General features: G+C 67.2%; 10 protein-coding genes. All 10 read right to left on the minus strand.

Annotation, left to right across the window (positions count from 1 at the left end):
* Positions 1–13,182, minus strand: a complete 13,182-nt coding sequence (locus tag RXV79_RS16145; RefSeq protein WP_316698899.1) for a DUF7178 family protein — start codon at positions 13,180–13,182, stop codon at positions 1–3.
* Between the two features lie 14 nt (positions 13,183–13,196).
* Positions 13,197–14,960, minus strand: coding sequence for a hypothetical protein (locus RXV79_RS16150; RefSeq protein WP_316698900.1), 1,764 nt, complete (start codon positions 14,958–14,960; stop codon positions 13,197–13,199).
* Positions 14,957–15,694 carry a hypothetical protein gene (locus RXV79_RS16155; protein ID WP_316698901.1) on the minus strand — a complete coding sequence of 246 codons (738 nt, stop codon included), beginning with the start codon at positions 15,692–15,694 and terminating at the stop codon, positions 14,957–14,959. Before RXV79_RS16155 ends, RXV79_RS16150 begins: the two co-directional genes overlap by 4 nt.
* 4 nt (positions 15,695–15,698) lie before the next feature.
* Positions 15,699–16,034 carry a hypothetical protein gene (locus RXV79_RS16160; RefSeq protein ID WP_316698902.1) on the minus strand — a complete coding sequence of 112 codons (336 nt, stop codon included), beginning with the start codon at positions 16,032–16,034 and terminating at the stop codon, positions 15,699–15,701.
* A complete protein-coding gene (locus RXV79_RS16165; protein ID WP_316698904.1) occupies positions 16,022–16,603 on the minus strand; it encodes an aspartyl/asparaginyl beta-hydroxylase domain-containing protein in 582 nt (193 codons plus the stop codon). Before RXV79_RS16165 ends, RXV79_RS16160 begins: the two co-directional genes overlap by 13 nt.
* 97 nt (positions 16,604–16,700) lie before the next feature.
* Positions 16,701–17,360 carry a DUF4376 domain-containing protein gene (locus RXV79_RS16170; protein ID WP_316698905.1) on the minus strand — a complete coding sequence of 220 codons (660 nt, stop codon included), beginning with the start codon at positions 17,358–17,360 and terminating at the stop codon, positions 16,701–16,703.
* 11 nt (positions 17,361–17,371) lie between these two features.
* On the minus strand, positions 17,372–19,447 hold the full coding sequence (locus RXV79_RS16175) for a phage tail tip fiber protein (RefSeq protein ID WP_316698907.1): 2,076 nt from the start codon (positions 19,445–19,447) through the stop codon (positions 17,372–17,374).
* A gap of 91 nt (positions 19,448–19,538) precedes the next feature.
* Positions 19,539–21,422, minus strand: coding sequence for a hypothetical protein (locus RXV79_RS16180; protein ID WP_316698909.1), 1,884 nt, complete (start codon positions 21,420–21,422; stop codon positions 19,539–19,541).
* A 60-nt stretch (positions 21,423–21,482) separates the two neighbouring features.
* Entirely contained in the window at positions 21,483–21,818 is a 336-nt protein-coding gene (locus RXV79_RS16185) for a hypothetical protein (RefSeq protein ID WP_316698911.1), read from the minus strand.
* A 39-nt stretch (positions 21,819–21,857) separates the two neighbouring features.
* Positions 21,858–23,660, minus strand: coding sequence for a right-handed parallel beta-helix repeat-containing protein (locus RXV79_RS16190; RefSeq protein ID WP_316698913.1), 1,803 nt, complete (start codon positions 23,658–23,660; stop codon positions 21,858–21,860).
* Positions 23,661–23,677: the final 17 nt, after the last annotated feature.

A 23,677-nucleotide genomic window follows, 5' to 3' on the forward strand; every position in this document is an offset into this window, starting at 1 on the left:
CTACTGCGTCGCTGCCTCGCGCTCCCTCAGCGCATCGACTGCGCGGTTGAGAGCGGCCATGCGTGCGGTGATGCGCTCCTCGATCGCCTTGACCTCGGGCGCCGGCGCGCCGCTCTTCAGCAGCTCGGACTTTTCGCGGCGCAGGCGCTGGACAGCGCGCTCCGCGTGGTTGGCCTGGGTGATGAGGTAGGCCTGCGGGCTCTTCATGCGCAGCTCATTGGCCTCCTGGATCTTGCCGTCCTTGCGCAGGCCCTTGATCTCGGTCTCGAGCTCGTTGAGCTTGTCGACGTTGGCGTAGAAGGCTGTGCCCTCGCTGGCTTGGCTCTTGGCGTCGCCGACGAAGCGGCCGACCAGCGGCACCTTGAACGTCGGGATGCTCTCGCCGGTGCCGACCGCCTTGGCGGTCTGCTCGACCTTTGACAGCTCGCGGCCCACACCGCCGGTGACCTGGCCGAGCAGGTAGTCGATCTGGTCGGGCGTCGGGCTGAAGGCGCCGGCGGTGTACTGCGTGCCGCCGCTCAGGTAGTTGATCGCCTCGCTCAGCACCTGGCCGATGGCCGAGGAGGTGTCGCGCGCCAGCAGGTGGCCCGGCATCGCCTTGTTCGACGACTCCTTCGCGATCGGCCGGCCGCTCCAGTCCTTGTTCTCGGTCAGAGCCACCAGCGGGTCGAGCGCGGTGGGCGCCAGCGTCTGCATCGACATGCCGGCATTGCCGATCGGGTTGAAGGCTTCGGCGAACATGCCCAGCATGGAGACCAGGCGCTGCGGCGTCTTCTGGAACCCACCCAGCGCCCACTCGGTGGTGATGCGGCCGATGCCAGGGATGACGTGCAGGCCGAGCGGCAGCGGCACCGTGAGGTACTTCTTGTTGCCGATCGGGATCACGATGCCGCGCTCGCGCACGAACTCCGGCGGGTCTTCATCGCTGAAGCCGGCTGCGGCCATGGCCACCGCCTGCATCGTGCCGAGCAGCATGCCGCCGTAGACGATCTTCTTGCCGAGGCCAGTCAGGCGGATCGTCTTGGGCTTGCCTGGCTCCATCGTGAAGATGGTCTGGGCAATCCGCGCCGAGCCCTGCATGCTGGCGTTGAAGAAGGCGTACAGCGCACCGGCCTGCTGGGCGGCCTGGCCTTTGCGGTTGAAGTTGGTGGTGAGGTTCTTCGCGATCGACGCCGCGCGCTCCTTGCTCAGCCCGGCATCGATGCCGGCCTTGTAGGTTGCCAGGCGGATGCCGTTTTCCATCGCCTCGTTGTAGTCGCTGAGCCAGTCGAAGATCCACTTCACGGCGCGCTGCGCCTGCGCGAGCGGCACCTTCAGCACGCCGTTGGCGGTGAAGATCTTGCCCATGGGCGTGTCCATCCAGGCGGTCGGGTTGAGCGACTCCTCGATCTTCTTCGCGCGATCGGCGCTGGTTTCGAACAGCTGGCGGTAGCCGGTTTGGCCGCCGACCGACTGGAACTCATCCCACAGCGCCGCCCACGGCGAGCTGGCGGCCTTGCCCTTGCGCTCGGCGCGCAGGTCGGCGTAGATGCCGCGCAGCGCCGGCATTGCGTTGCGTGCGATGTCCTTCTGCTTGCCCTTGAGCTCGGTGGCCTGGAGGTTGACCATGGCCGCCTGGACGTCGCGCACCAGGTTGACCACGCCGAACACCGGGTTGTACTGAGTGTTGATCGAGGCGAAGTAGCGCGTCACCTTGGCGCTGGCGCCGAGCAGACCCTCCAGCTGCGCGGCGTCGAGGTTCTTGAGCGCTTCGGCCATGCGCATGGCGCGCTCGTTCTTCTCGTTGAAGACCACCGCGCGCTCGGTCACGTTGCCCGCCTCGTCGGCGATCTTGGTGACCACCACGTTGGGGCGCTGCTTGTAGAGGTTGTCGGGACGGTCCTCCACCTGGCCGCTCGTCGGGTTGAACACCTTCTCCGACGGGATGTGGGTGTCGACCTGCCAGAACTCGGGGTTCTCGTTCGAGGCGGCCAGGCCGAACAGGGCGCGTGACACGCGGTTCTTCTCGCCGCGGACGATGGTGCGCTCGCGCTGCATCGCGATGTTGGCCAGGATGTCGACCACCTTGCGGGTCGAGCCGGTGCGGCCCTTGACCTCTTTGCCCTTGATGCTGAAGCCCTGCCCCGTGCCGCCGCCCGTGTGGCCGCCGTCGTCCTCGCGCATGAGCGGCACGTAGTGCTTGAACATCGACGCCCAGCCGTCGACCTTGCCGCGCGACTCGAGCTCGTAGTCGACCATCAGCTCGCGCGTCTTGGTCAGCATGGCGTCGACCTTCGCGGCTGCGGCATCCAGCTTCGCACGCTGCTCGGCCGGCAGCTCGGCGAAGTAGGCCTCGGCCTCCTGGTTGGTCATGCCGGAGCCGCCGTCTTGGATCTCCGGGTTGCGCTGCGCGATGATGGCGTTGGCCTCGCGCGCATGGCGAGCGTGCAGGTAGTCGTCGAGGTGCGCGATGGTGATGCCGTCCTTCGCCATCTGGTCGACCAGCGGCTGCAGCTCCTCGTGCACAAAGTCCTCGGTGCGCTTTGCGGCGCGGCCGTGGAAGAGCTCTTCTTGCAGGTAGACGTCGGTGAGGTCGGAGATGTCGCCGCCGGCCTCCTTCACCGCGTCGACGACGCGCTTGGTGTCGACGTGCTTGTCCTGCAGCTTGTAGACGAGGTCGTCGAAGCGCGAGGCGGCTGGCGTATCCCACTGGCCCGGGCGATGCACGAAAGGCTCGGTGTCGGCGAAGTCGCGCTGCGAGCTCTTGGTGATGTCTGGGGAGGTGGGGTCGAAATTGCCTTCGTTGCCGGTGGCGCTCTTGATCTGCTCGGGGCGGAAGGCGATGTAGCTGTCGCCTTCGCCGTCACTCTCGCCCTGCCCCGTGTTCTCATAAACAACTCCGTCGTAGCCAGATGCCTCAATCAGGCCCTGCACACGGTCCCATAGGGCGCGAAGGCCGATATTTGGACGCCGCGTTTCAGAGAGAACGCTGTCGCGTTCACCCTCGCTGATAACGCCAGCCGCGTGGAGTTGTTGCGCCGTATCCTGAACCGCCGTCTTGAGGCTATCGAAGGTGTCCCTCATGCGCAGCGGGTTGCGAATGGCGAGATAAACCGGCATGACTTGAGTGCCACCTCGTTTGGCGGCGTGGAAGTCGGCAACCTCGCGTGGGCCGAAATGAAAGCCAAGATCAGAGGATTGGTTGGCGTCGAAGACGTTGAATTCCGCCGCAGTACCGTGGTACACCACCAGCGGCTTGCCGTCAGCGTCAACCACCTTGCTGTCGCCGAACCACTTCCTGAAGGCCGGCGTGCTGGTAATGTCGCCGCGATCTGTGCTGCGGCGGATTGCCATCGAGGCGGGCACAACTCGCTGACCGCCGGCAGCCTCAAGAGCGTCGTTGATCTCATCTGCGCCAACTAGGGTCGAGTGGGTGCCAGGCCCCTGCGGGTGCCGGTCATACGTCAGGGTGGCGCCTCGGCCGGATGCCTGCGTGATCACCCCCTCGTGATCACCCTTCTTGGCGCGTTGCCCGACGAGCTTGTCTTTGATGTGGCGGAGATCGCCAGCGACGGCTTCCGGGCGGAAGCGCTTCCAAAACTCGAAGGCGTCGTCACTGAGAGATACCGCAGGCTTGAGCTTCTCTCCGTTGGCCGCCTCGGCAGCCTCGTACATCTGGCGGGCAATGCCTCGCTGGCGGTATCGCGGGTCGACAACCACGTTCTGCGGCACCAGGTCGTTGTTCGAATCGCGCCAGACGGACAACTTGCCGACGGTGCGCTTGCCGACCTTCGCCTCGAACCAGCCCCTGCCATGCGCCTCGATGGTGACCGATGCCCGCTTGCCGCCCTTCGGCCCGCCACTCGCAGGAGGCGTTGGGTCCGTGTCGTCGCCGTTGCCGCGATCGGCGCTGCGCTGGATGCCTAGCGCGCGGGCTTCTTCGTCGGTGAGCTCTGCAGCTTCTCCAGCAGGGATTGCTCCTGCGGGCTGAGCGGCTTCTTCTCCATCGTCTCGAGCAAGCGCTTCCGCTGCTGCTCGCGAGAGAGTTTCCCAGTCGAGGGTAGTGTTGCGGTTTGCGTCATAGTAGCCAGCTCCAACCTTGTCCCAGAAGGGCTGCGACTGCGGCAGCGCCTCGATGATGCGGACGTCGCCGTTTCGGCTCGCCGCGATGTGAGCCACGATGTCGCGGCCGAGGCCGGCGCGCGGGTTGTCGATGGCGATGTCGTGAATGGCCTCGATCTCGCCTTCCGGCGTGACCTGGGCTTGCAGGATACCAAGCGGCGCGCCACTTGCGTCGACGATCTGCCACCCGTATGGGGTGTTGCCGTCGGTGACGAACGAGGCGTGGCCCATCGGCAGCGCGACCGCATCGTCCTCGACGAAGTCGTCGACCTCGAGGCGGGTGGGCTTGACCAGGGCGAAGCGCTTGCCGGCGTAGATCGGGCCGGCTTCGGTCTGCTCTCGTGCCGTCCAGGTGAGGCTGGCGCGATCGGCGCTCTTCTTGACGCCATCGCTGGCGCCGATCTCATTGCCGTTCTCGTCCTCGAGAACGATCACTGGCGAGCCGTCGCCACCATCAACCCCGTCAGGGTAGAACCAAGCGCGGCGCAAGAGTCCTCGCGAAGCCCCGCTTGGGTCTCGCACGAAGAAGTCGCGATGCATCATCCCAGCGTGCTCGACCCACTGAAGGTCATCCGCGCGCACCTCTTGGTTCATCGCGCCGCCTTCAAATCGGCTTTCGTTGTAGGCATCGATCTCGTCGTCGCTCAGCATGTCGAGGCCCATAGAGCGAAGTGCCTTCTCCGCGTCGGCTGCAGAGTTGCGGCCGGAGCTCTTCTGGATGTCACCAGCGCGACCCTCGGTCCACGTCCACTCAGGCATCAGGCCAGTCTTCTGGTCGGCGAAGATGGTCTCCTCGACCGAGGCGGTGCGGTTCTTCTCGGCGTTGGGGCCGAAGTTCAGCCAGCTGTTCTGGCCGCGCGTCTCGCTCGTGATCGCGCCGAGCGCAGAGCCGGTGAAGAGGCGCGCGTGCGCCTGCCAGGCGTTCTCCTCGCCGCGCGCGCGGAAGCCGGCGCCTTCCAGGCCGTGGCCGAAGGCGTCGTGCACGGCGCGGAAAAGATCGTTGGCCAGCACGCGCTTGGGCTTGCCGTCGAGCGAGCCGTAGGGCCACTGAATGCCGGTGTCAGCGAGCAGCGGGTTGTCGCTCGCATCGAAGGCGCCATCTCGGAACTCAGCGAGGATCGTTCGCGCCGGATGCACCGTACCGCCAGCGTAGCCAGAAAGACGCACCTCGCCGGTGTCCGGGAGGATCTCGAGGACGGTCGCAGTTTTCCCGTTGATCGTCCCGATCCTGTCTCCCACAGAGATTGGCTCGCCGGTGGAGCGACGCACCAGCCGCTTCTTCTCATCACCGAAGCCGGCCTCGGTCGCGAACACGCCCATGACCTGGTTGGCGCGCAGGTCGCGCATCGCGTTCCACGGGTTGCCCTCGTAGGGGTCGTTGCTCTCGTCGAAGAGGTAGAACCGGTAGCCGGCCGCCTCGAGCGCGCGGTACTGGGCGACGGTCTGGCGGATCAGATTCTCGTACGCCTCGCGGACCTTCGGGTCTTGAGGCGCATGCGGCATGGCCTCGTAGGCCGCGGCAATGCGCGCGGCGCGCTCGGGGTCAACGTCGACATACTCCGCCTGGCGGCGCAGCTCGATGCCGTTGGCGCGTGCGTAGCTCTCGGCTACTTCGACGAGTCGGGCGTCGGGGCCGGCTGCTCCGGCAACAGACGGCGCACCTGCGAGCGGCGCAAGGCCTCGGCGCGCGGGCCGTCCATCTCCGTCTCGGTCTGCGGATCGGCTGACCTCAGGGGCTCGGGAATCGACGCCAGCTCCTCCGCCCCCAGCTGCTGCAGCGTCTTGTCCGGCCACGCCAGCGACACGTACGTCTCCAGCGTCAGCGGCCGGTTCTTCTTCAGCATATGCGCCAGGACTGCGTCCTGCCCAGCCAGGCTCTTCAATTCCTCCAGCTGATTCGATGACTTCGTCTCGGGCGTGCTCATAGCTCAAGCGTCCTTTTCGGTATTGTGACCAGATTTTGTCGATGGCCTCGACGTTGCGCGCCTGACCCTTGAAACGAGGGGTGAAGAGGCCTCGCACGGCTTCCCAGGTGATCGACTGCATCTCGCGCGGCAGCAGCCCCACGCGCTCTGCGGCGCGGTGGTAGGCCTCCTCGTAGAGCGCGTAGGTGCCCTCGAGGCCGGCGTGCGCCGAGCTCGGGCCGCCGAAGTTGTGCATCACCTCGATCGAGTTGCCGGACAGCGGGCGCAGCAGCGCCGCGGCGACCGCATGCGTGTCGATGGTGACGTGGCCGTTCGGGCTGTTCGGCACCAGGATGTTGTTGAAGAAGTTGCGGACCTTGTGCTTGCGGCCGAGCTGCTCGTTGATGCTCTCGAAGCTGCCGTTGCGGTAGATCGAGATCGCCTTGGCGATGGTCGGCAGGCTGCCCCAGGCGGGCTTGGCGAGCTCGCCTTGCGCGGTGCGCGCCTCGGCCACCATGTCGCCCTCGGGCGAGACGATGTAGAAGCTGCGCGGATTGTGCGCCTCGTCGTAGACGCGCAGCCACATGGCACGGTAGAAGTCGCTGTCGAGCTCGTTGAGCGAGCGACCCGACACCTCGGCCAGGTCGTCGCGATAGGCCTCGCCGCCGAAGATGCGGCCGGCGGTTTCGGTCATCGCCTTCGACCAGGCAAAGGCTTGGCGCTCGGCCATGATCTGCGTCACGCGGTCGGCCAGGCTCACGTTCATGAACCAGTCCTTCTGCGGGCTGAGCACGGCCAGGATGCCGGCGGCCTGGGCCGGCGTCACGTCGTACTTCTTGGCCATGCGCTCGGCGATCTTGCGAGCGCCGTCGTACCAGAGCTTGCTGCGCTCGCGCGTGTCGGCCGGCACCTGGTTGTGCAGCCAGACCAGCGAGTCGGTCATCTGGCGCACCATGCGCTCGAGCTTCTTCTCGGGCGTGGTGGCGCTCTTAGCTTCGCGGTAGTTGGGGTACTGCTCCACCAGCTCGGTGACCGCCGCCAGCCACTTCGGCTGCGCCAGCCCGGCTTCGAAGTTTGAGATCAGCAGCGAGCCGATCGGATCTTCGGGCTCGAAGTTCTTGGCGGCCTTGGCGTACGGCGCGCGAGTGCTGACCTCCATGGGGTCGACGCGCTGGCGGTCGGCGCTCTTCGTGATGTTCGGCGAGGCGGGATCGAAGTTGCCGTCGTTGCCGATGGCGCTCTTGATCTGCTCGCGAGGCACGCCGACCAGCGCCCGAATCGTCGCCCGCCCCTTGGTCAGCGCCGCTCCGATCCTGTGATTGCCGTCCCATGTCCAGCCGCCATTGCCGTCGTCATAGAGCACCACGGGGTTCGCGATGGGCTGATTGAGCATGTCATCGAACCGATCTGGCTCACCCTCGTCCGCCCACATTTGCTGCTCCGCGCGGAACCACTCGGCATCGACCGCATCGCGGAGCCGCGAGATCGGGTAGTCGGAAACCTCAAGCCATTGCAGCCCCTTCGGGTCTGCGTGGCCCGGCTCGCCATCCGCATATTGGTCCGCGTACATGGAGGCAAATTGCGCGGCGTCAGAGGCGTCCACCACCCTGCTGTCGCCGAACCAGCGCTTGAACTCAGCGGTCTCAGTGACGTCCTTGCCCGGCGCGCGGTCGGTGCTGAAGCGCACAGGCGAGCCGATGCGCTCGAGCTCGACGTTGGCGGCGGCGGCCTGCTCGGCGGGCACGGCCAGCGTGCCGGCAGAGATCTCGGCGCCCGGGATCTTCGCCAGGTCGATGGCCTGGAGTTCGCTGGAGAGCAGGCTCTTCTTCAGCGGCTGCACGCCGGGCGCCGGCGCGGTGCCCACGTAGGCCACCGGCACGGCAGCATGCTCGCCAAGCAGCACGGCGGCGGCCTGGGTGGTGGTGAACTCGGGGTTGAGGTAGCCGTCGAAGCCGGCGTCGAGCACCGCGCTTTCGAACTCGTTCGCCGGCGCGGCAGGAATGAGCTGCGAGCGCGGGTCGTAGAGGTTGTTGAGGCGGACCTCGTGCGGGTAACCGCCGACGCCGGACTCGGGGCTGATGCCCTTGCCCAGGTCGACGTAGAAGTTCAGGCGCTGGCGCAGGCGCGCGTCAGCAGCCGACTCGAGCCGGGCGCGCTCGGCGCCCTTCAGCCCGGTGCCGGCGAACGCCGTGCTCAGTTCTTCGCGGGGGGCGTTGGAGTAGTGGCGGGCGACGACGGAGACGGCGCCTTCGCGGGCGACTCCGTAGCTCGGGACGGCAGGACGATCCCCTGCTTCTCGAGGCTCTTGTCCCAGTCCACCGGCGGAATTGTCTTGTCCATCGATTGAACTTTCTGTTGACTTGCCAGTGTAAGTGTTTTCCCGATCCGTCGAGAACTTGAGCGGCCGCGGGGTCGTCAGGCTCTTCATCGTTTCGCTCGCGAGGAGAGCGCTCTCGTTGAAGGTGCCCTGCTCGTAGTCGTGCGGCCAGGCGTCGACCTCGCTGCGCGGCGTGCCCTGCGGCGGCGGCTTGCCGCTCTCGTAGAGGTACTTCGGGATGTACTTGGTCGGCTCACCCTTCCTGATGCGCTCGGCGCCGAAGAAGCGGCCCACCAGGCGGTAGGTCTTGCCGGTCTTCGTCGACAGCAGCGTGTCGCCGACGTTGAAGGCCCAGTCGTGCTGGCGAGCCAGCATGGCGGCGTACTCGCGCTTTGCCACGACCTCGTCGAGCAGGCGCTTGCGGAAGCTGTCCAGGCTCTCGTCGCGGTCGGCACTCTTCTTCGGCGCGGCGCGGAGGATCTCGGCCTCCATCGCCGTGCGGGTGATGCCGGCCTCCTTGATGTACTTGGCCAGGCCATCGCGGAAGGCGGCGCGCACCTCCTTGCTGTCGTCGATGAACTGGCTCGAGCCGAAGCTCTTGCGGCCCTTGAAGGCCGCGATGGCGCCGTCGATGATGCGGTACACCATCTCCGCCAGGCGAGCGATGATGCCTTTCGACTCGGCGCCGTGCTCGGCGTTGATCGCCTCGAACACCTCGCGCCAGAAGTTGGCGTCGCTCAGCAGGTCGCCGTTGAGGTCGCTGATCAGCTCCTCGAGCAGCTTGTCCTGGTCAAGCTCGCCGGAGTTGTAGAAGCGCTGGAAGCCCTCGGCATCCTTCAGGCGCGCGGCCACCACGCGGGCGATGACGTCGTAGGCCTCAGGGTTCTCGCGGCGCAGCAGGTGCATCAGCTCGTGGCCGAACACGGCCATCGGCGAGAAGCCGGAGCTTTCGTTGAGGTAGATGATGCGGCTGTCGGCGTCGCTCACGAAGCCGTCGGCATTGACCTGGCCGGCCGGGTCCGCGAAGAACTGAATTTCCTTGCCGAAGATGGCGGCCACCTCGCGCAGCGCCTTCGCCTGGCGCTTCGTCGTGCGAACCTTCTTGCGGCCGCGCGCCGGCGACTCGTTGTTGTCGGCGAGGGATTCGTCGCTGAGCAGCGGCAGGGTCACGGCCTTGCCGTCGCTGCTCACCGTCAGCGTGCCAGAGAAGGCCTCGGCGGCGCGCTTCTTTGCGGCATCGCTCATCACCCACGAGCGGAACTGCTCGGGCGTCATCTCGGTGATCGCCTGCAGACCGGTCCAGCCCGGCTCGTAGTTGGCCAGGTAGCCTGCGCGCGCCTCGGCCTCGCTCGTGAAGCCCATCATCACCTTGTGCTCGTCGAACGAGCCGTCCTGGTTCTGCTGGTCGATCACGTAGATCTTGGCCGAGTCGGGGCGCGGGCCGACGAACACGTCGACCTTGTCGCCATCGGCGCCGCGGGTGCCGACGATGTCGCCGTAGTGGTGAGCCATCTTGGTCTCCCACTTCTTCGCGGCGCCCGGCTTCGAGCGGCGGATGGAGCCGCGCGGGTTCTCGATGACGATGGTCACGCCGTTCAGCTGGAACGGCTCACCCTTGCGGTAGTTCTCGGCGGCGATCTGCGCGTCGCTCGGGTTCGCGTTCGCACGGCTGGCGGCGCGGTCGACGGCGCGCGCGATGGCGGCGCGCGCCAGCTGCGCGTCGGCGCGGCCCTCCAGCACGATGGCCTGCTGGGTCTTCGTGTTGCTGAGCACGTAGACGTGGCCCTTGCGCTCGAGCGTCTCAAAGCCGTTGGCGGCCAGCTGCTCGATGTGCTCGCGGCGCTTGCGGATCGACGCCGGCGTCTTCACGTCGGCCGCTGCGGGCGCGCTGGCGGGCGCTGCAGGCGCGCCGTCCTTGCGCAGCTGCTCGAGCTGCAGCTTGTCGGTGGCGGAGAGGTCTGCCGGCAGGTTTGCCGCAGCCTCGAGGATGCGCATCTGGTCGGCCGAGTAGGTCGAGCGCGCACGCTGCACGGCCACCTTCTGCTCAGCCGTGCGCAGCGCCGGGATGGTCTTGAGCGCATAGATGACGGCATCGGCAGCCGGCTTCTCGAGGGAGGCCGGCGTCGCCGCCTTGAGCGACGCGATGTTCGTGTCGAGGCGCTTCTGGTCGCGCTGGCGCTGCGCGCGGTCCTGAATGCTGTCCTCGCGCGCGCGCTGCTCGGCCGCCTGACCGGCGGCTTCGGCCGGCGCGTTGGCTGGCGTCACGCTCGATCGCGGCGCCTTGTCCAGCGCGATGCCGGTGGCTTGGGTGAGGAGCTGGTCGGGGGAAAGCGCCGGCGCCAGGGATTCGTCGATGCGGTCGTACGGCTTGCCAGCACCAGCCTCGGCGAGGATCTGCGCCTCTGCCGGCGAGGCGACGCCGCCGCGCTCTTCGATGTTGCGCATGACCCGCGACAGGACGGCCTGCCGCGGCGCGTCTTCGGCGCGGCGGTTTGCCTCCTCACCAGCAAGAGCTGCGGCCTCAAGGCCTGCCTGCTCAGAAGCGGTGATGCCAGGCGTGGCGGTCGGCTCGGCTGCGGTCGCCTGGGCGGGCGCACGCAGGCGCTGCTCAAGGTTGACCTGGCGCTGGGCGTCGATCTGCTCGGTGTCGAACGTGGTGCCGGCGCCCTGGCTGGGCGAGGCCTGGAACGCAGCTGCGCGGCGGCGCATTTCGGCGGCCTGCTCCCGCAGGCGGTCGGCGCGAGAGAGAGTCTCGGGCGTGGCGCCCGGCGCGTTGCTGATGTCCTCTGCGGCCTCTTCGTGGCGCTGAGCCTCGGCCAGCAGGTTCGATGCGGCTGCGGCGTTGGGGGCGCCGTCGCGCTGCGCAAGCAGCTCGGCGTCGCGGTCGACGGCGGCGCGCTTCTGCTCCAGCGTAGGCGCAGGGCCGGCAGGCGGAACCGTGGCGGGCGGGTTCTGGTCAGCCCAGCCGAGCGCCAGCTCCATGCGGGCCATGGCCATCTCGCGCTGGCGCGGATCAGAGGATGGGCTGGCGGCCTTGGCCAGGTCAGCCACGAACGTCTTGACGTCGACCGGCGACTCGGCGTTGCGCAGCGCGTCGAGCAGGCCGCCGGAGCGCACGCGCTCCTGAATGTCTGTCACCTTGGCGGTGATCGGATCGACCTCCGGCTCGGGCGCTGGCTGGGCGTCGGCGACGGACTGCTGAGCGGTTGCGCCGGCGATAGCGGCCCTCGACAGCGGGGAGTCGGGTTCGGCAGCCTTATCGGCCACCGGGGCCAGTGCAGCCGGAACTGCGGGCTTCGCCGTGGGCGACGAGACGCCGCCACCTGCGCCGCCGAGTGCGCCGCCGACCATCGCGCCGCCGATCACGTCGCCGGCCGAGTCCCTGGTCACGTCGTCGGTGACGGTGCGGCCCATGGCGATGTTCTCGCCGGCGTTCTGGCCCACCTTCTCGGTGAGCTCCTGGCCGCCCTCGGCGACCGCGCCACCGGCGCCACCAAGCGCTGCGCGGCCAGCGCGCGACGCGGTCGAGTTGCCGACCATCGCCGCGATGCCCTTCTGGGTGATCGCGTCTTCGATGACCTTGGCATTGAACGCGCCTCCGGCGGCGCCGGCCAGTGCGGCCAGGCCGCCAGCCCAGCGAGCGGCACCGTTCACGACAGCCTTGCGGGCCTGATCCTGATCGCCAGTGGCATTGAACACCTCGGCATACGCGGGCACCTGCGCGAGCAGCTGCTCGTGCGTCATCTGCCCGACGGAGGCGCTGACGTTCTGCCGAGCCTCGTCGGCAGCGGCGCCACCGGTCATGGCGCCACCAGAAGCGGCGCCAACGACCTTGCCGACGCGAGCGACCTTCTGCATCTCGGCGGCGATCTGGGAGGCCTTGGCCACATCACCGGCAGCCTCCGCGGCGCGCGCGGCGCGCGACAGCTGAGCCAGCTTGCCGGCCTGCCCCACAAAGGGCAGCAGCGTCGCAGCGAGCGAGCCGAAGCCATTCGCTGCAACCATGCCCCAACCCTGCGCCGTCGGAGGGGTCTCCCAGGTCGACGGGTCGAAGAAGTCGCCCTTGATGGCGGCCTCGAGGCGGGCCCTCTTGCCGCCCTCGGTCATCGAGCCGCGGATGGATTCCGCGAAGCCCTTGAGCGGGTTGAAGCCTTCGTAGTCTTCGGTGCCGGTTGCCTTGTTCGCGGCGGCCGCGGCGATCTCGCCCGGCAGCTGCAGCACGCTGCCAAGGGCGTCGACAGCGGATGCGCCGAGCTCCTTGGCGTAGTCGCCAGCAGTCGCGGGGCCAGGGGCTTTCGCGATCGGGATGTAGCGGTCTTCCGCGGGCTTGCCGTAGAAGGACGTCGCCGGCGTGGCAGGCTTCGCACCCATTGCGCTCGCCACCAGGCTCGCGGCCGACACGCCCTTCTCCACGTAGCCCGGGTCTTCGGCGTAGCCGCCGGCCTTGAGCGCCGCAAAGTAGCGGTTGGCATCAGCACCCGTGCCCATCGCGCCGCGGTAGCGGCGGCCGATCAGCCCGGTGAAGTCGTCAGCGAAGGCGTTGGCATCGCCGTACTGGCGGTACTTGTCGCGGCTGCCGTTCATGTTGTCGGTCGCCGCGACGCCACCGCCGCTGAAGTCTTTGATGTTGCCCAGGTTGTTGGTGCCCGGGATGATGCTGCGGCCCCAGCCGGTTTCCAGGCCCCACTGCCCCAGCACCACCTGCGGCTCGACGCCGAGCTGCTTGGCGACACGCTCCGCTGCAGGCAGGTACTGCCGCACAAAGTCGCCCACCGCGCCCGGTGCGTTGCTCGCCGGCGCTGGCGCCGGTGCGGAGCCCAGCAGGTCGTCGGCGGAGAAGGTGATCTGGGTGTTGTTCATCGGCTGGTGTTGGTTCAGCGGATTTCGCGCTCGATGGCGAAGAGGTCGCGCGCATCGGCGGGCGACAGCTGCGTGCGCATGCGGTCGTACTTCGTGACGAGCTCGAGCGGCGACATGGAGCCCTTGTCGCGCTGGAACTGCGCAGAAAGGAGTTGCGCGCTCTCAGCCTTGGCGGCCTGAGCGTCCGCCTCCTTCTGGCGAGCGGCGGCCTGGCGTTCGTTCCAGCGCGCCTGCGGGGAGCCTGGAGGCGCGGCGGGGATGCCGCCTGCGGGCTGAATGCGACGCTCGGCCGCCGGCTTGGGTGCGGGCTTGGGCGCCTCGCCGAACATCTTGACGAGGTCGAGCTTGCGCTCGATGGCGCCGATGTCCTGGTTGAGGCGGGCGTCGAAGGCGGAACGGATCTCCGACTCGGCGCGCGGCGCTGGCAGGGCGGCGTTCTTCTCGAGGGCGTCCTGCAGCACCTTGTTGGCGTCTGCCTTCGTTTGCTCGATCAGGCGCTGGCGCGCGGCGGGGTCGAAGGCGGCGCCAACGAAGAGCTGCTGGTAAGCCTCGTCGCCCTGCTTGCCCACCATGTTCTTCACGGTGAGCGCCATGTCTTCCTTCTTGATGCCGCGCTTCTCGTAGTCGGCGGCGGTCGCGAAGTTCGGGGTGAGCGTGTAGCGCGCACCATCCGCGTCGACGTAGGTCAGGTCGATGGAGCCTGTCTTCGGGTCGATCGCAGGCGAAGTCGACGCAGGGTTCGTCGAGGCGGCCACGGCGATCTTGGCGGCACGCGCCGGCGGCATGCCGGGGTTCTGCTGCAGGACGCGGTCGACGAAGTCCTCGGCATCGGCGCGCTGCTGCGGAGAGGCCGCCTTTACCTCGCCCTTCTCGAACGAGTCGGCCAGGATGGCGCGCGCCTCGCTGAGCGGCGTTGCGGGCGGCTTGCTGCCGCGGCCGCCAGCGCCTGCGCCGCCGGCGCCGCGAGGCTGCACGGTCTGCACAAACTGGCGCGAGCGCTTGTCGACGTAACCGCCAGGCACGCTGGTCACCGGGTTCTTGGTGAGCTCTTCCTCGGTCTTGATGGCTGCATCACGCTTCGCCTTGATCAGGGCGCCATAAGAGGCCGGGCTGTAGTAGCTCTCGAGCACCTCGAGGATCTGCTTCGGGTCGGTGAACTGCTTGGTGACGCCCTTGCCGTTGCCGTCGGTGAACTGCACCTCCACGCCGCCGTTCTCGAGCTGCTTGAGCCCGGCAACCTTGGCCGGCATCGGGTCGTTGTTGTAGACCTCGGATGCCTCTTGCGCGATCTGGAAAGCGGTCTTGCCAGCAGCGTTGGAGCGCACCTGCTCGAAGAGCTTCGCGCTGCGCTGCATGCCGATCTCGTCGGCCTTGCTGCTGAGCGACAGGTAGCGGTCGAGCTGGCCGGCGCTCTTGAATGCGTTGGCCGCGTCGCGAAGCATCTCGTCCTGCGTGCGCTGCACCTGCTTGACCGCGGGCAGCTGCGTGGCCGATGGCGTGCCCTCGTCGTCCACAGTGATGGCGGACGTGGCCGGGTTCGCTGCGTTGACGTCGACGCCCTTTGTCGTCTGGATGTTGGCCAGCGAGTCACGCAGGTTTTCGTTGCGCTGGAACTCGGCATCTTGCCGATCCTGCAGCGTGCGCTGTCGAGCGCGTTGCTCGCGCACGTAGGCGCGGTCTTCCTCGAGGGCGGCGCGACTGGCTGCATCGGCAGCGCCTTGCTGCACGCCCGCGTACGCGTCGCCCATGCCGCCCACGAAACGAGAGAAGCGGCTCATGGGTTGAACTCCTCGAGCTGCAGCGCTGGCGCCTGCTGCTCCTGGTAGGGGTAGATCGAGACGTTGTTGTTGGCCGAGCTGTCGGTGATCTGAATCTCGGGGTTCTTCTTGAACCAGCTGCTCACGTTGTCTTGGAACGTCTTGTTGTTCAGGACGTCACCGACCATCCGCCCGAAGCCGTAGCTGTCGCGCGCGGCCTGCGCGCCGTACTGGCTGGCCAGTTGGCCGTAGCCGTTCGTGGCGGCGGCCATGCCGGCTGCAGCCTGCGCAGGCAGCCCCTTGCCCAGGCTCAGCGTGTTGAGCTTGCGGGCCTGGCCGTCCTGCTCGATCTGGCGTCGCGCGCCGGTTTGGGCGGCCGCCGACTGGCCGGCCTCCTGAATGCCGAGCTTGACCAGCATCTTCTGGTAGCGGTCGCTGCTCGGGTCCAGGCCAGGCGTGCTGTTGAGCTTCTGGCGCAGGTTGCTGAACGTTGAGGTGACCGTGGCGGCAGCCTCTTCGGCGGCCTTGGTCTTGTTGGCCTCGGAGTCGAAGTCTCGGTTCTCCTGAGCGAGGCCTTCTTCAAGGCCGCCGTAGAGGTCGTAGTAGCGCGCGAGCTGCTCTTCGGCCAGCTGCTGCTGACGATCGATGCCGGCCTGCTGCTTCTTTTGCGCCTCTTCGGCCTTCTTCTGGTTGCTGCGCGAGACGGCGGCCGATCCGGCCACACCAATCACCGCAGCTGCTACTGCCCATGGCATAGGGTCACCCTTTCAGGATTGCGTCATCGACCTTCGTGGGGTCGGTTTCGCTAGTCGCGTGGATGCAGAACCAAACCGCATCGGTCAGCGCTTCAACTGCGTGGGCCTTGCCTGCCTTGATGGTCAGGCAGCGCGGGCCCACAAACACCTCGCGAGCGCCATCGACTTCGACAACGACAGTGCCGACAGCCAGGACGGAGAGGTGATCAAACGGATGGACGTGCTGAACAAGGCGCTTGCCCTTGGGGATGCGCGTGTCCTTCGCGTAGACGCCGCCACCGAAGTGGTGCTCGACGTCGATGCCGGCCTCGGCCAGCATGGCGTCGGTCAGGCGCTCCATGCGGCGCCTCGGCTGTGACGGATGCACACGATCATGGCCAGGCGCTCGTCTTCGCTGCCGTTGACCACCCAGTGCTCGACGTCGTTGCGGAACCAGTAGACGTCCCCGGCGCGCGCGTGGATCTCGCCATCGGGGAAGCCGAACACGGCGCCCTTCTCGCACTTCAGCGCGACGTAGTACTTGTCGTAGTAGCTGGCATGCCAGCCACCGTCGATGTGCGGCTCGATCGCGGTGCGCGGCGGCAGCTTCGTGATGAGCACGCCGCCGAGGCGCTCGCCCTGCACCTTCGCCATGAGATCGAAGACCACGGGGCGCACCTCGGGGATCGCATCGGCCTCGGGATACCAGACGCTCTCGTGGGCGTCGTTGAACTCCGACCAGGGGCGCTCGCCGGCCTCGAACGGGCGGCAGTCGTTGTAGCGGACCCAGACATCCGTCATGCCTGAGTGCGGCGTGCCGGGCGCGTACTGGCGCGCGCCATGCCGGCCGAAGAGGTCGGGTTGGCGCTGAAGCGCCAGCAGCAGCGGGGTGACGTTTACATTTTCGGCAACCTTCAGAAAGTTCTGCATACCAGCCTTCAGTGCTCGCGAATTATAAGTTTGCACACCAACTTTTTGTGTGTTTTTGGCCGAGCGCGAGTAATCGTTGGCAGGTCAACGAAAACGCTTAGGCCGGCCAGGTGATCGCGCCCAACTCCTCTTCGGTCGTCGCGGCGGCGATCTCTGCGAAAACCGTGCGCAGCTGGGTGTCGAGCAGCATGATCTTGTCGGCCAGCGCGGCCTCGATGTCGAGCACGTCCTGCGCGTCGGCAACGTAGGTGGTGCCGTCGGCCAGATCCAGCGTGACGGACCAGCCGGTGTCGGCGTCGGCGATGGCCTTCCGCGCGCGATTCGTGATCGCGGCGAGCTTGGCCTGGCTGTGGACGTCGCTGCTGAACGGGTAGCCTGTCAGTGCAGAGAAGCCGCCGGTGAACTCGATTTCGTTGCGCTCGGCTGTGAAAGCGCGGCGCGTCTCGGCCTTCTGCTGCTCAAGCGTCGTGGCAATGACGGCATCGGAATACACGCCGCCTGCCCAAGCAGGTTCGGAAGCAATCAACAGGTTCTCTGCGTCCGCCAGCAGCGTCGCCGACGGGGCGAGTTCCAAGTCGTAAACCACGCGAGCGATCTCAGGCTCGCCTGCTTCAAAGCGGGCTTGGGTTGGCCAAGAACTCAAGATCGCTTGACAGGTCATCGCACCGCCTGGAGCCAGGTTGTACGCAACTTGCCTGACCGCGTGGAAGTTTGCAGTGGAGCCGTTGAAGGTGGTCGTGGTTTTGTAGATTGGCATTTCAGTTCCTCTTATGCGGCGACGGTGCCGTCGAAGTAGCGCCAGTTGGCCCCGTCCGAATAGGCTGGCACCCATGCGGAATAGCTGACGTAGTCATCTTGGTAGTAGCGCCAGCCGAACGTGATCTGGCCACGCTCTCGGCTTGCCGGCCAAGCACCATCGAGACTGTTTTCGATACGAATGCCGGCCCGCGTCGCGTTCCCTTGAAAGAACCCTCCGAGGCCGGTCCCCTGCCCGACTCCCGTGATGGCAGGGGCAGAGCCGTTGAGGTTGACCGACTGGAGAATTCCGAGCAAGTTGGACGAGCCAACGAGCTGCAAGCAAGTGCCGAGGTTGTTGCTCAGCGCCATGGTCGGGGCGTTGGTGCTCTGGTTCACCCCTCGGATCGCGGTGGTGTTGTTGGCTCGCGCCATGATGGCGGTACGCGTGTAGCCAGAGCTCGTATTGCCTACGAGAAGAATCGCATTGAAGCTCGCGACATCCGGCTGGCCGATGGACGCCAGCTCATCGTAGAAGCCGTCTCCGCGGTCCCCCCAGTACCGCATCTGGTTGGTGCGTGCGTCGATCGCCATGGCCTGCCCTTGCGGAATGACAGTCACTCCGCTCGGGTGAGAGAGAACGCCGGTCACACCAGTGAGGGTTGTTGCCGTTTTCCCCGTCCAGCTGAATGCGTCGCGGTCTCCGACGACGCCCTCCACCGTGAACGTGTTGGTGTCCATGATCCAGCCGGAGCCGGACGCCGGGAAGTCAGACGTGTCTTTCACGTTGAGTGTGGTAGCGCCCCCAGCGCATGCGCTCGTCAGGTAGCTGCCGCGCGTCACGAACGACCCTGCGTTGACGTTGATGCCTCGGATGGAGCCGCCGTACAGGCTGTCGGCGCTCATGCGCCCGGCGAACACCGCATTGCCGTCGGCATCAACGCTGAAGGCCACCGGCCGCTGCGCCGTGTTCGAAGGGTTGACCAGACTGAAGCGGTCGGCCATCACCATGAAGTGCGACGTCACCGTGCCTGGCGTCGAGCCGGCGCCGGAGGTAGTCATCAGCGAAACGCCGCTGATGATGCCGTCGACGTTGCTGCGGATCGCCCAGGTCGTGTTCAGCGTGCTGTTGACCGAGTTGGCGTAGGTCAGCAGCTCCTGCTTGATCGAGGCGGCATTCACCTGGCCGGTGTTCGGGTCGGTGACTGCGGCCTGCACCTGCAGCCACTTGCTCGCCGACACGGCGGCCGGCGACACGGCTGCCAACGCGCCATCCTGAATCAGCGCGCTTGAACCGCCGATGGAGGCCCAGATGGTGTTGAGCGCCTGCGCGAGCGAGTTGTCCTTGTTGGAGCGCGTCGTCTGCTCGGAGGTGATCGCGGCCTCGGCAGCGTCGATTCGCGACACCTGCACACCGAGAGATGTGGTGATGGCGGTGTCGGCCGAGGTGCGAGCAGACGTCTCGGCAGCAATCAGCGAGTGCGCCGACCCGACGCTGGAGGAGACCGTCGACAGGCTCGTTGCCAGCGCAGCATCGCCGTCGATGCGCGCGGTTGTCTCGGCGGCTACCAGGGACAGGGCATTCGACGCGCTCGTAGAGACGATCGATAGCGAGCTGGCCAGGGCGCTGTCGGCGGCGATGCGAGCCGTTTCTTCGCTGGCAACCAGGGCGACCGCACCATCGGCTGTGGCGGCCACGGTGGTAATCAGGCTTGCGAGCGACTCGTCGCCTGAGATGCGCTCGGTGACCTCGGTTGCCACGGCCGCGTCGGTTGCGGCAAGGCCGGCGGTCAGCTCGTCGATCCGCTCGAGGATGTCCTCGAGGTCGCCGGTGAAGTCATCGATCAGCTGGCGGCGCGGCTGGATACGCTCGATCGGCTTGCGCAGGAACTCGTACACCTTCGAGGAGGTCACGATGTCGGTGATCGCGTCCAGCACAGCCTGATGCTCAGGCGGCGTCTGGCCAACACCAGCGATGACATCGGCCGAGGCGCCAGTCAGGACGCGAACGACGGTCTCGGTCGCAAGAGCGCCCACCTCTTCGCGCGTGATGAAGCGCGCCGGGCTGTCCTTGTCCCGGCCGTTGCGGACGTCCCAGGCGGCGGCCATGGCCTCACACCAGGCCTGCGTCTGAGGGTCGCGAATGCCGTACGTCGGAGGCAGCGCTGGCGCGGCCTGTCGGCGGCCGCCGATGGTGGCGCTAAACATTCTTCAGCTGCCCCATGCTTTGCCCGAGGAGGAGCTCCTCGACAACCGACGTGCCGACGAGCTTGACCGACCAGCGGCGCGCACTGGGCCCATCCGGCAGGCGGAAGTAGCCAGGCGACACCGACATCGTCACCCACTCGACCATCTCGTTCTCGTCCACGGGGTTCGAGTAGTAGAGCGTCATCGTCACAGCGTTTGAGCTGCGGATGTAGCCGGCCCCCATGTGGTATTGCCGACTGAAGGTGAAGTCCTTGCTGCGCCAGGTGTACGTGTAGCTTGCGCCGCCAGCGAACTGGTAGATGCTGTTGCCGACGCTGTAGTACAGCGAATCGGCCACCGGCAGTTGGAACGTTGCGTCGATCTGGTGGTTGAACTGCGTGTACTCGCCTGCGGCCATCTCATCCATGCGAAGGATGAAGCCGAGCGGGCGGGTGCTCGACGTGGCCACCAGGCAGCCGTCATGCCACGCGAAGCGCATCGAGGCATCGGCGAGGATCGAGGCGTAGCGGCCCTGCCAGTCATCGCGCGCGAAGAGCTTCTGGCTGGCGCGCAGCGTGGCGCGGCTGCCCACAACGGCGACGATGCCATCGTGCGATGCGTAGGCACCGACACCGTCCAGCTCAACCATCGAGCGCTGTGCGATGCCGGCCTGCGGCACTGGCAGCTTGATGGCCTGGATGGCGGATGGGTGCGAGCCCACCACGGCGTAGCCGTACTCGGCGGTTGCCACGATCAGCGACTGCGACGAGAGGCACAGGCCGCGGATCGCCTTCGGGAAGGCGGTGCGGTACTGCCAGCTGTGCGGCCGGTAAGGCTCGGAGATGTAGAGGGCGTTGCCGTTGAAGGCGGCGAAGGAGCCGCCAGGCATGCTCACCGCGGCCGTGAGTTCGGCAGGCGGCGGCTCGTACTCGAGCGTCTCGAGTGCTCCCAGCACCTGGGACGCCTTGTAGCTCGTGTCGATGTAGGTGCCGTCGGCATCGGCGCGCACCTTGACGTAAGTCGGGCTGGCGCCCATGGTGCGATAAGTGTTGAAGCGGAGGAATGGCCGCAGCCCGGTGAAGTCCGAGGCGGTGAGCGCAACGTCGACGGCCTGCACGTACGTGGTGTTGATCTGCGCCGCGGGCGACGGACCAGACTCCTCGTTCCAGGTGTTCTCGTTGGTGTAGACGTAGGCGCGGTTCTCGACCACGCCGTACGCCAGGTCGAGTTGGTAGGCGTTGCCGCTGGTGTTGGTGAGCGTGAGCGTCACGCCTCCCGGCAGCGACGTGGACTGGACCGGGTCTTCGCCGGCAGTCAGGTTGATCAGCATGACCTGCTTGTCGTCGGTATCCAGCACCAGCACGCTCGCGCGGGCCTCGGCCGTGGCCGGGACGCCAACGCCGCGTGCCGGCATGCTGTAGGTGATGCGGCGCAGAGGATTGACGACCGTGAGGGTCATCGAGGCCTCCTGGTAGCGCAAGCCATCGGCCTCATACCAGGCGTCGATAGAGATCTCGGCGCCCGGGTAGTCGGGGTACTGATCGAGCTCCACGACCGACAGGGTTGGCGCGACGGTGGGGTTCGGCACGCCCACCTTCCAGCTCGTGCCGGGCGGCCCGCCAGCTGGGCTCATGCCGTCGGCGGTCGTCACGCGCAGCACGCCGCCGTCGAGGTAGTACACGCGGTTGTGCACGTCCTCGAGCACCGGGCTGTCGAAGACGTAGGTCTCCGTCGGCCAGGTGAAGAAGTTGAGGCCGTCCTGCGTGTAGATCGTCTTCACGGCCGCAGACAGCGTGGTCAGCAGGAAGCCCTGCTTCATGGGCATCAGGTGCCCATGCGTGAAGTTGCAGTCGATCGCTTCCTGCGCAGCCGTGTCAGGCAGCAGGTGCGGTGGCATCTGCGGGATCTCCCCGCCGAAGGTCCGCAGGGAAATCACACCATCCACTGGAGGCTCCGATCAGGGCTTGCGGCGATGCGGAACGCGGCGCGGCTCTCCGCGGTCCACGGGATGCGAGTCACCAGGTGGTGCCACCTGGGACGCAAGGGCGGCAGAAGGCTCGCCGACGGCGGGCGCCGCAGCGACCTTGCGATCCTCCAGCTGCTTCTGCAGCAGGCCGCACACGTTGCGAACCTCGGCGAGCGCCTTCGTCAGCACCGCCACCTCAGCTTCTCGCTGAGCAACGGCGTTCAGCGCGGTGTCGCGCTGCCGCTGGATCGCCTTGATGAACTCTTCGTCGAGCATCGAGAAAGCGGGCGCTTCCGCTGCCTGGTCGGGCTTTGCTTCGTTGGTCATAAACGGATTGTTCCCGGCACAACTCTTTGTTGCAAGCCCTCAGCGGGCGCACGCGCCCTGGCTGGCAGCCGCGCCCGTGACCACCACGTTGTTCGATACCGTCGAGCCAGGCGAGGCGACCGATGCTGCAGCACCACCGGCGCCGGCAGCGGCCAGGCACAGGGTGTTGTTGCGCACGACCGCCCCCTCATCGGGCACGTCGCCGCCGGCGTACTGGCCGGCGATGTTGATGCCGGGGGTAGAGATGGGCTGCGTGCGGATCACGCGGTTCCCCTCGACCACGATGCCTGGCGCCGACTGGGCGACGATGGCGCTGCCTCCGTTGACCAGGGTGTTGCCCCGAACGACGGTGTTGCGGAACCACTCCGGCGTGGTGTAGCCCTGGGTGATCGACATCAGGTAGCAGCCCGGCGCCGACGGGCCCTGCTCGATCAGGTTGCCCTCGATCAGCAGGCCATCGATCTGGCCGTGGAAGGTCATGTTGCCGCCGCGGCACTCGCCGTCGACGGTCGAGTTGCGCAGGTAGCGGTTGTTGCGCAGAGCGATGTTGTGGCCGCCGCCGATGTACGTGCCGTGGTCGAAGATGCTGCCGCTGAAGTTGTTGGCCTCGAAGACGTTGCCCTCTGCGAGGAAGTTGTTGTAGTGGCCGAGCAGCCCCATCGCGCGGTTGTGATGGATGTTGTTGTTGCGCAGGGTGATGTTGGTCACCGTGTGCTGGTCGGTGTCGTTCGAGTTGATGGCGATTCGGAAGCCGGTGATCTCGGTGTTCTCGATCGTCACGTCTCGCACGGTCTGCACGAACCAGATGCCCCACTCTGCCGTGCCCATGCCATCGAGCCTCAGGTTGCGGAACACGTAGCCGCCGTCGTTGCTGGTGTTGTTCCACCCGCCGCCCAGGTTGAACATGTTGCCGCTCGCCACGCGCAGCAGCGGCCCGGGCCCGGCGCCGTAGGCATCGAAGACGATCGGCGCTGCGGCGCTCGATTGCATGTTCTCGATACGCATGGACACGTTCGCCCAGGCGCCGCTTCGGTTGAGCAGCACCTGCGAGCCCGCAGGCAGTGCGTTCACGTTGAGGCCGGAGAGCGAGCGGCGCGGGCGGTCTTCGCTGCGGCCATCGGAGGCATCGCTTCCCGGCACGCAGCCAGCAGCCGCTCCTGGCTGGCAGTCGGACAGGTAGATCGTGGTGGCGCCAGGCGCAGGCGCAGGCGCAGGCGCAGGCGCAGGCGCAGGCGCAGGCGCAGGCGCAGGCGCAGGCGCAGGCGCAGGCGCAGGCGCAGGTGCAGGTGCAGGTGCAGGTGCAGGTGCGGGTGCGGGTGCGGGTGCCGGGGCCGGGGCCGGGGCTGGGCTCGGCGCCGGAGCCGGAGCCGGCGCGGGTGCCGCCGCGAAGGTGCCATAGCAGGCCTTGCCGATCTGCGGCGCGGGGTCGCGGCCGAAGAACGCGTTCGTGCACTGCACGAGGCCGCTCACATCGCGCTCGACATAGGATGTCTCGGTGCCATAGCGCACGACGCTGGCAGTCGGGGCGACGAACGAGCCACCCTCCTGCACCAGGGCGCGCCACACCGGCGCTGGGGCGGGTGCTGGGGCAGGCGCTGGGGCGGCCGCGTCGGCGATTCCCTGGATCTTCAGCGTGTAGGCGGCGCCAGGAGGCACCCCGGCACGGCACTGACGCACGGCGGCGCCAATCAGGTCATTGGTCGCCATCGCCGGCACGGGGCACGACTGAAGAACCATGCCCGTGCCTGCGCCGGCATGGCGAGTGACGGGGCCGACGACCGTCTGGGCGACGGCGAGCGAGGATGCAGACAGCGCTGCGAGCAGACAAAGATTCTTCTTCATGAAATTCTTCCTTGTGG

This window comes from Piscinibacter gummiphilus, assembly GCF_032681285.1.
GTDB lineage: Bacteria > Pseudomonadota > Gammaproteobacteria > Burkholderiales > Burkholderiaceae_C > Rhizobacter > Rhizobacter gummiphilus_A.

Excerpts from the sequence above, each read along its gene's own strand:
- RXV79_RS16150 (WP_316698900.1), bottom strand. The coding sequence starts at position 14,960 with ATGAGCCGCTTCTCTCGTTTCGTGGGCGGCATGGGCGACGCGTACGCG.
- RXV79_RS16165 (WP_316698904.1), bottom strand. The coding sequence starts at position 16,603 with ATGCAGAACTTTCTGAAGGTTGCCGAAAATGTAAACGTCACCCCGCTG.
- RXV79_RS16155 (WP_316698901.1), bottom strand. The coding sequence starts at position 15,694 with ATGCCATGGGCAGTAGCAGCTGCGGTGATTGGTGTGGCCGGATCGGCC.
- RXV79_RS16145 (WP_316698899.1), bottom strand. The coding sequence starts at position 13,182 with ATGAACAACACCCAGATCACCTTCTCCGCCGACGACCTGCTGGGCTCC.
- RXV79_RS16175 (WP_316698907.1), bottom strand. The coding sequence starts at position 19,447 with ATGGCCGCCGCCTGGGACGTCCGCAACGGCCGGGACAAGGACAGCCCG.
- RXV79_RS16190 (WP_316698913.1), bottom strand. The coding sequence starts at position 23,660 with ATGAAGAAGAATCTTTGTCTGCTCGCAGCGCTGTCTGCATCCTCGCTC.
- RXV79_RS16180 (WP_316698909.1), bottom strand. The coding sequence starts at position 21,422 with ATGCCACCGCACCTGCTGCCTGACACGGCTGCGCAGGAAGCGATCGAC.
- RXV79_RS16185 (WP_316698911.1), bottom strand. The coding sequence starts at position 21,818 with ATGACCAACGAAGCAAAGCCCGACCAGGCAGCGGAAGCGCCCGCTTTC.
- RXV79_RS16170 (WP_316698905.1), bottom strand. The coding sequence starts at position 17,360 with ATGCCAATCTACAAAACCACGACCACCTTCAACGGCTCCACTGCAAAC.
- RXV79_RS16160 (WP_316698902.1), bottom strand. The coding sequence starts at position 16,034 with ATGGAGCGCCTGACCGACGCCATGCTGGCCGAGGCCGGCATCGACGTC.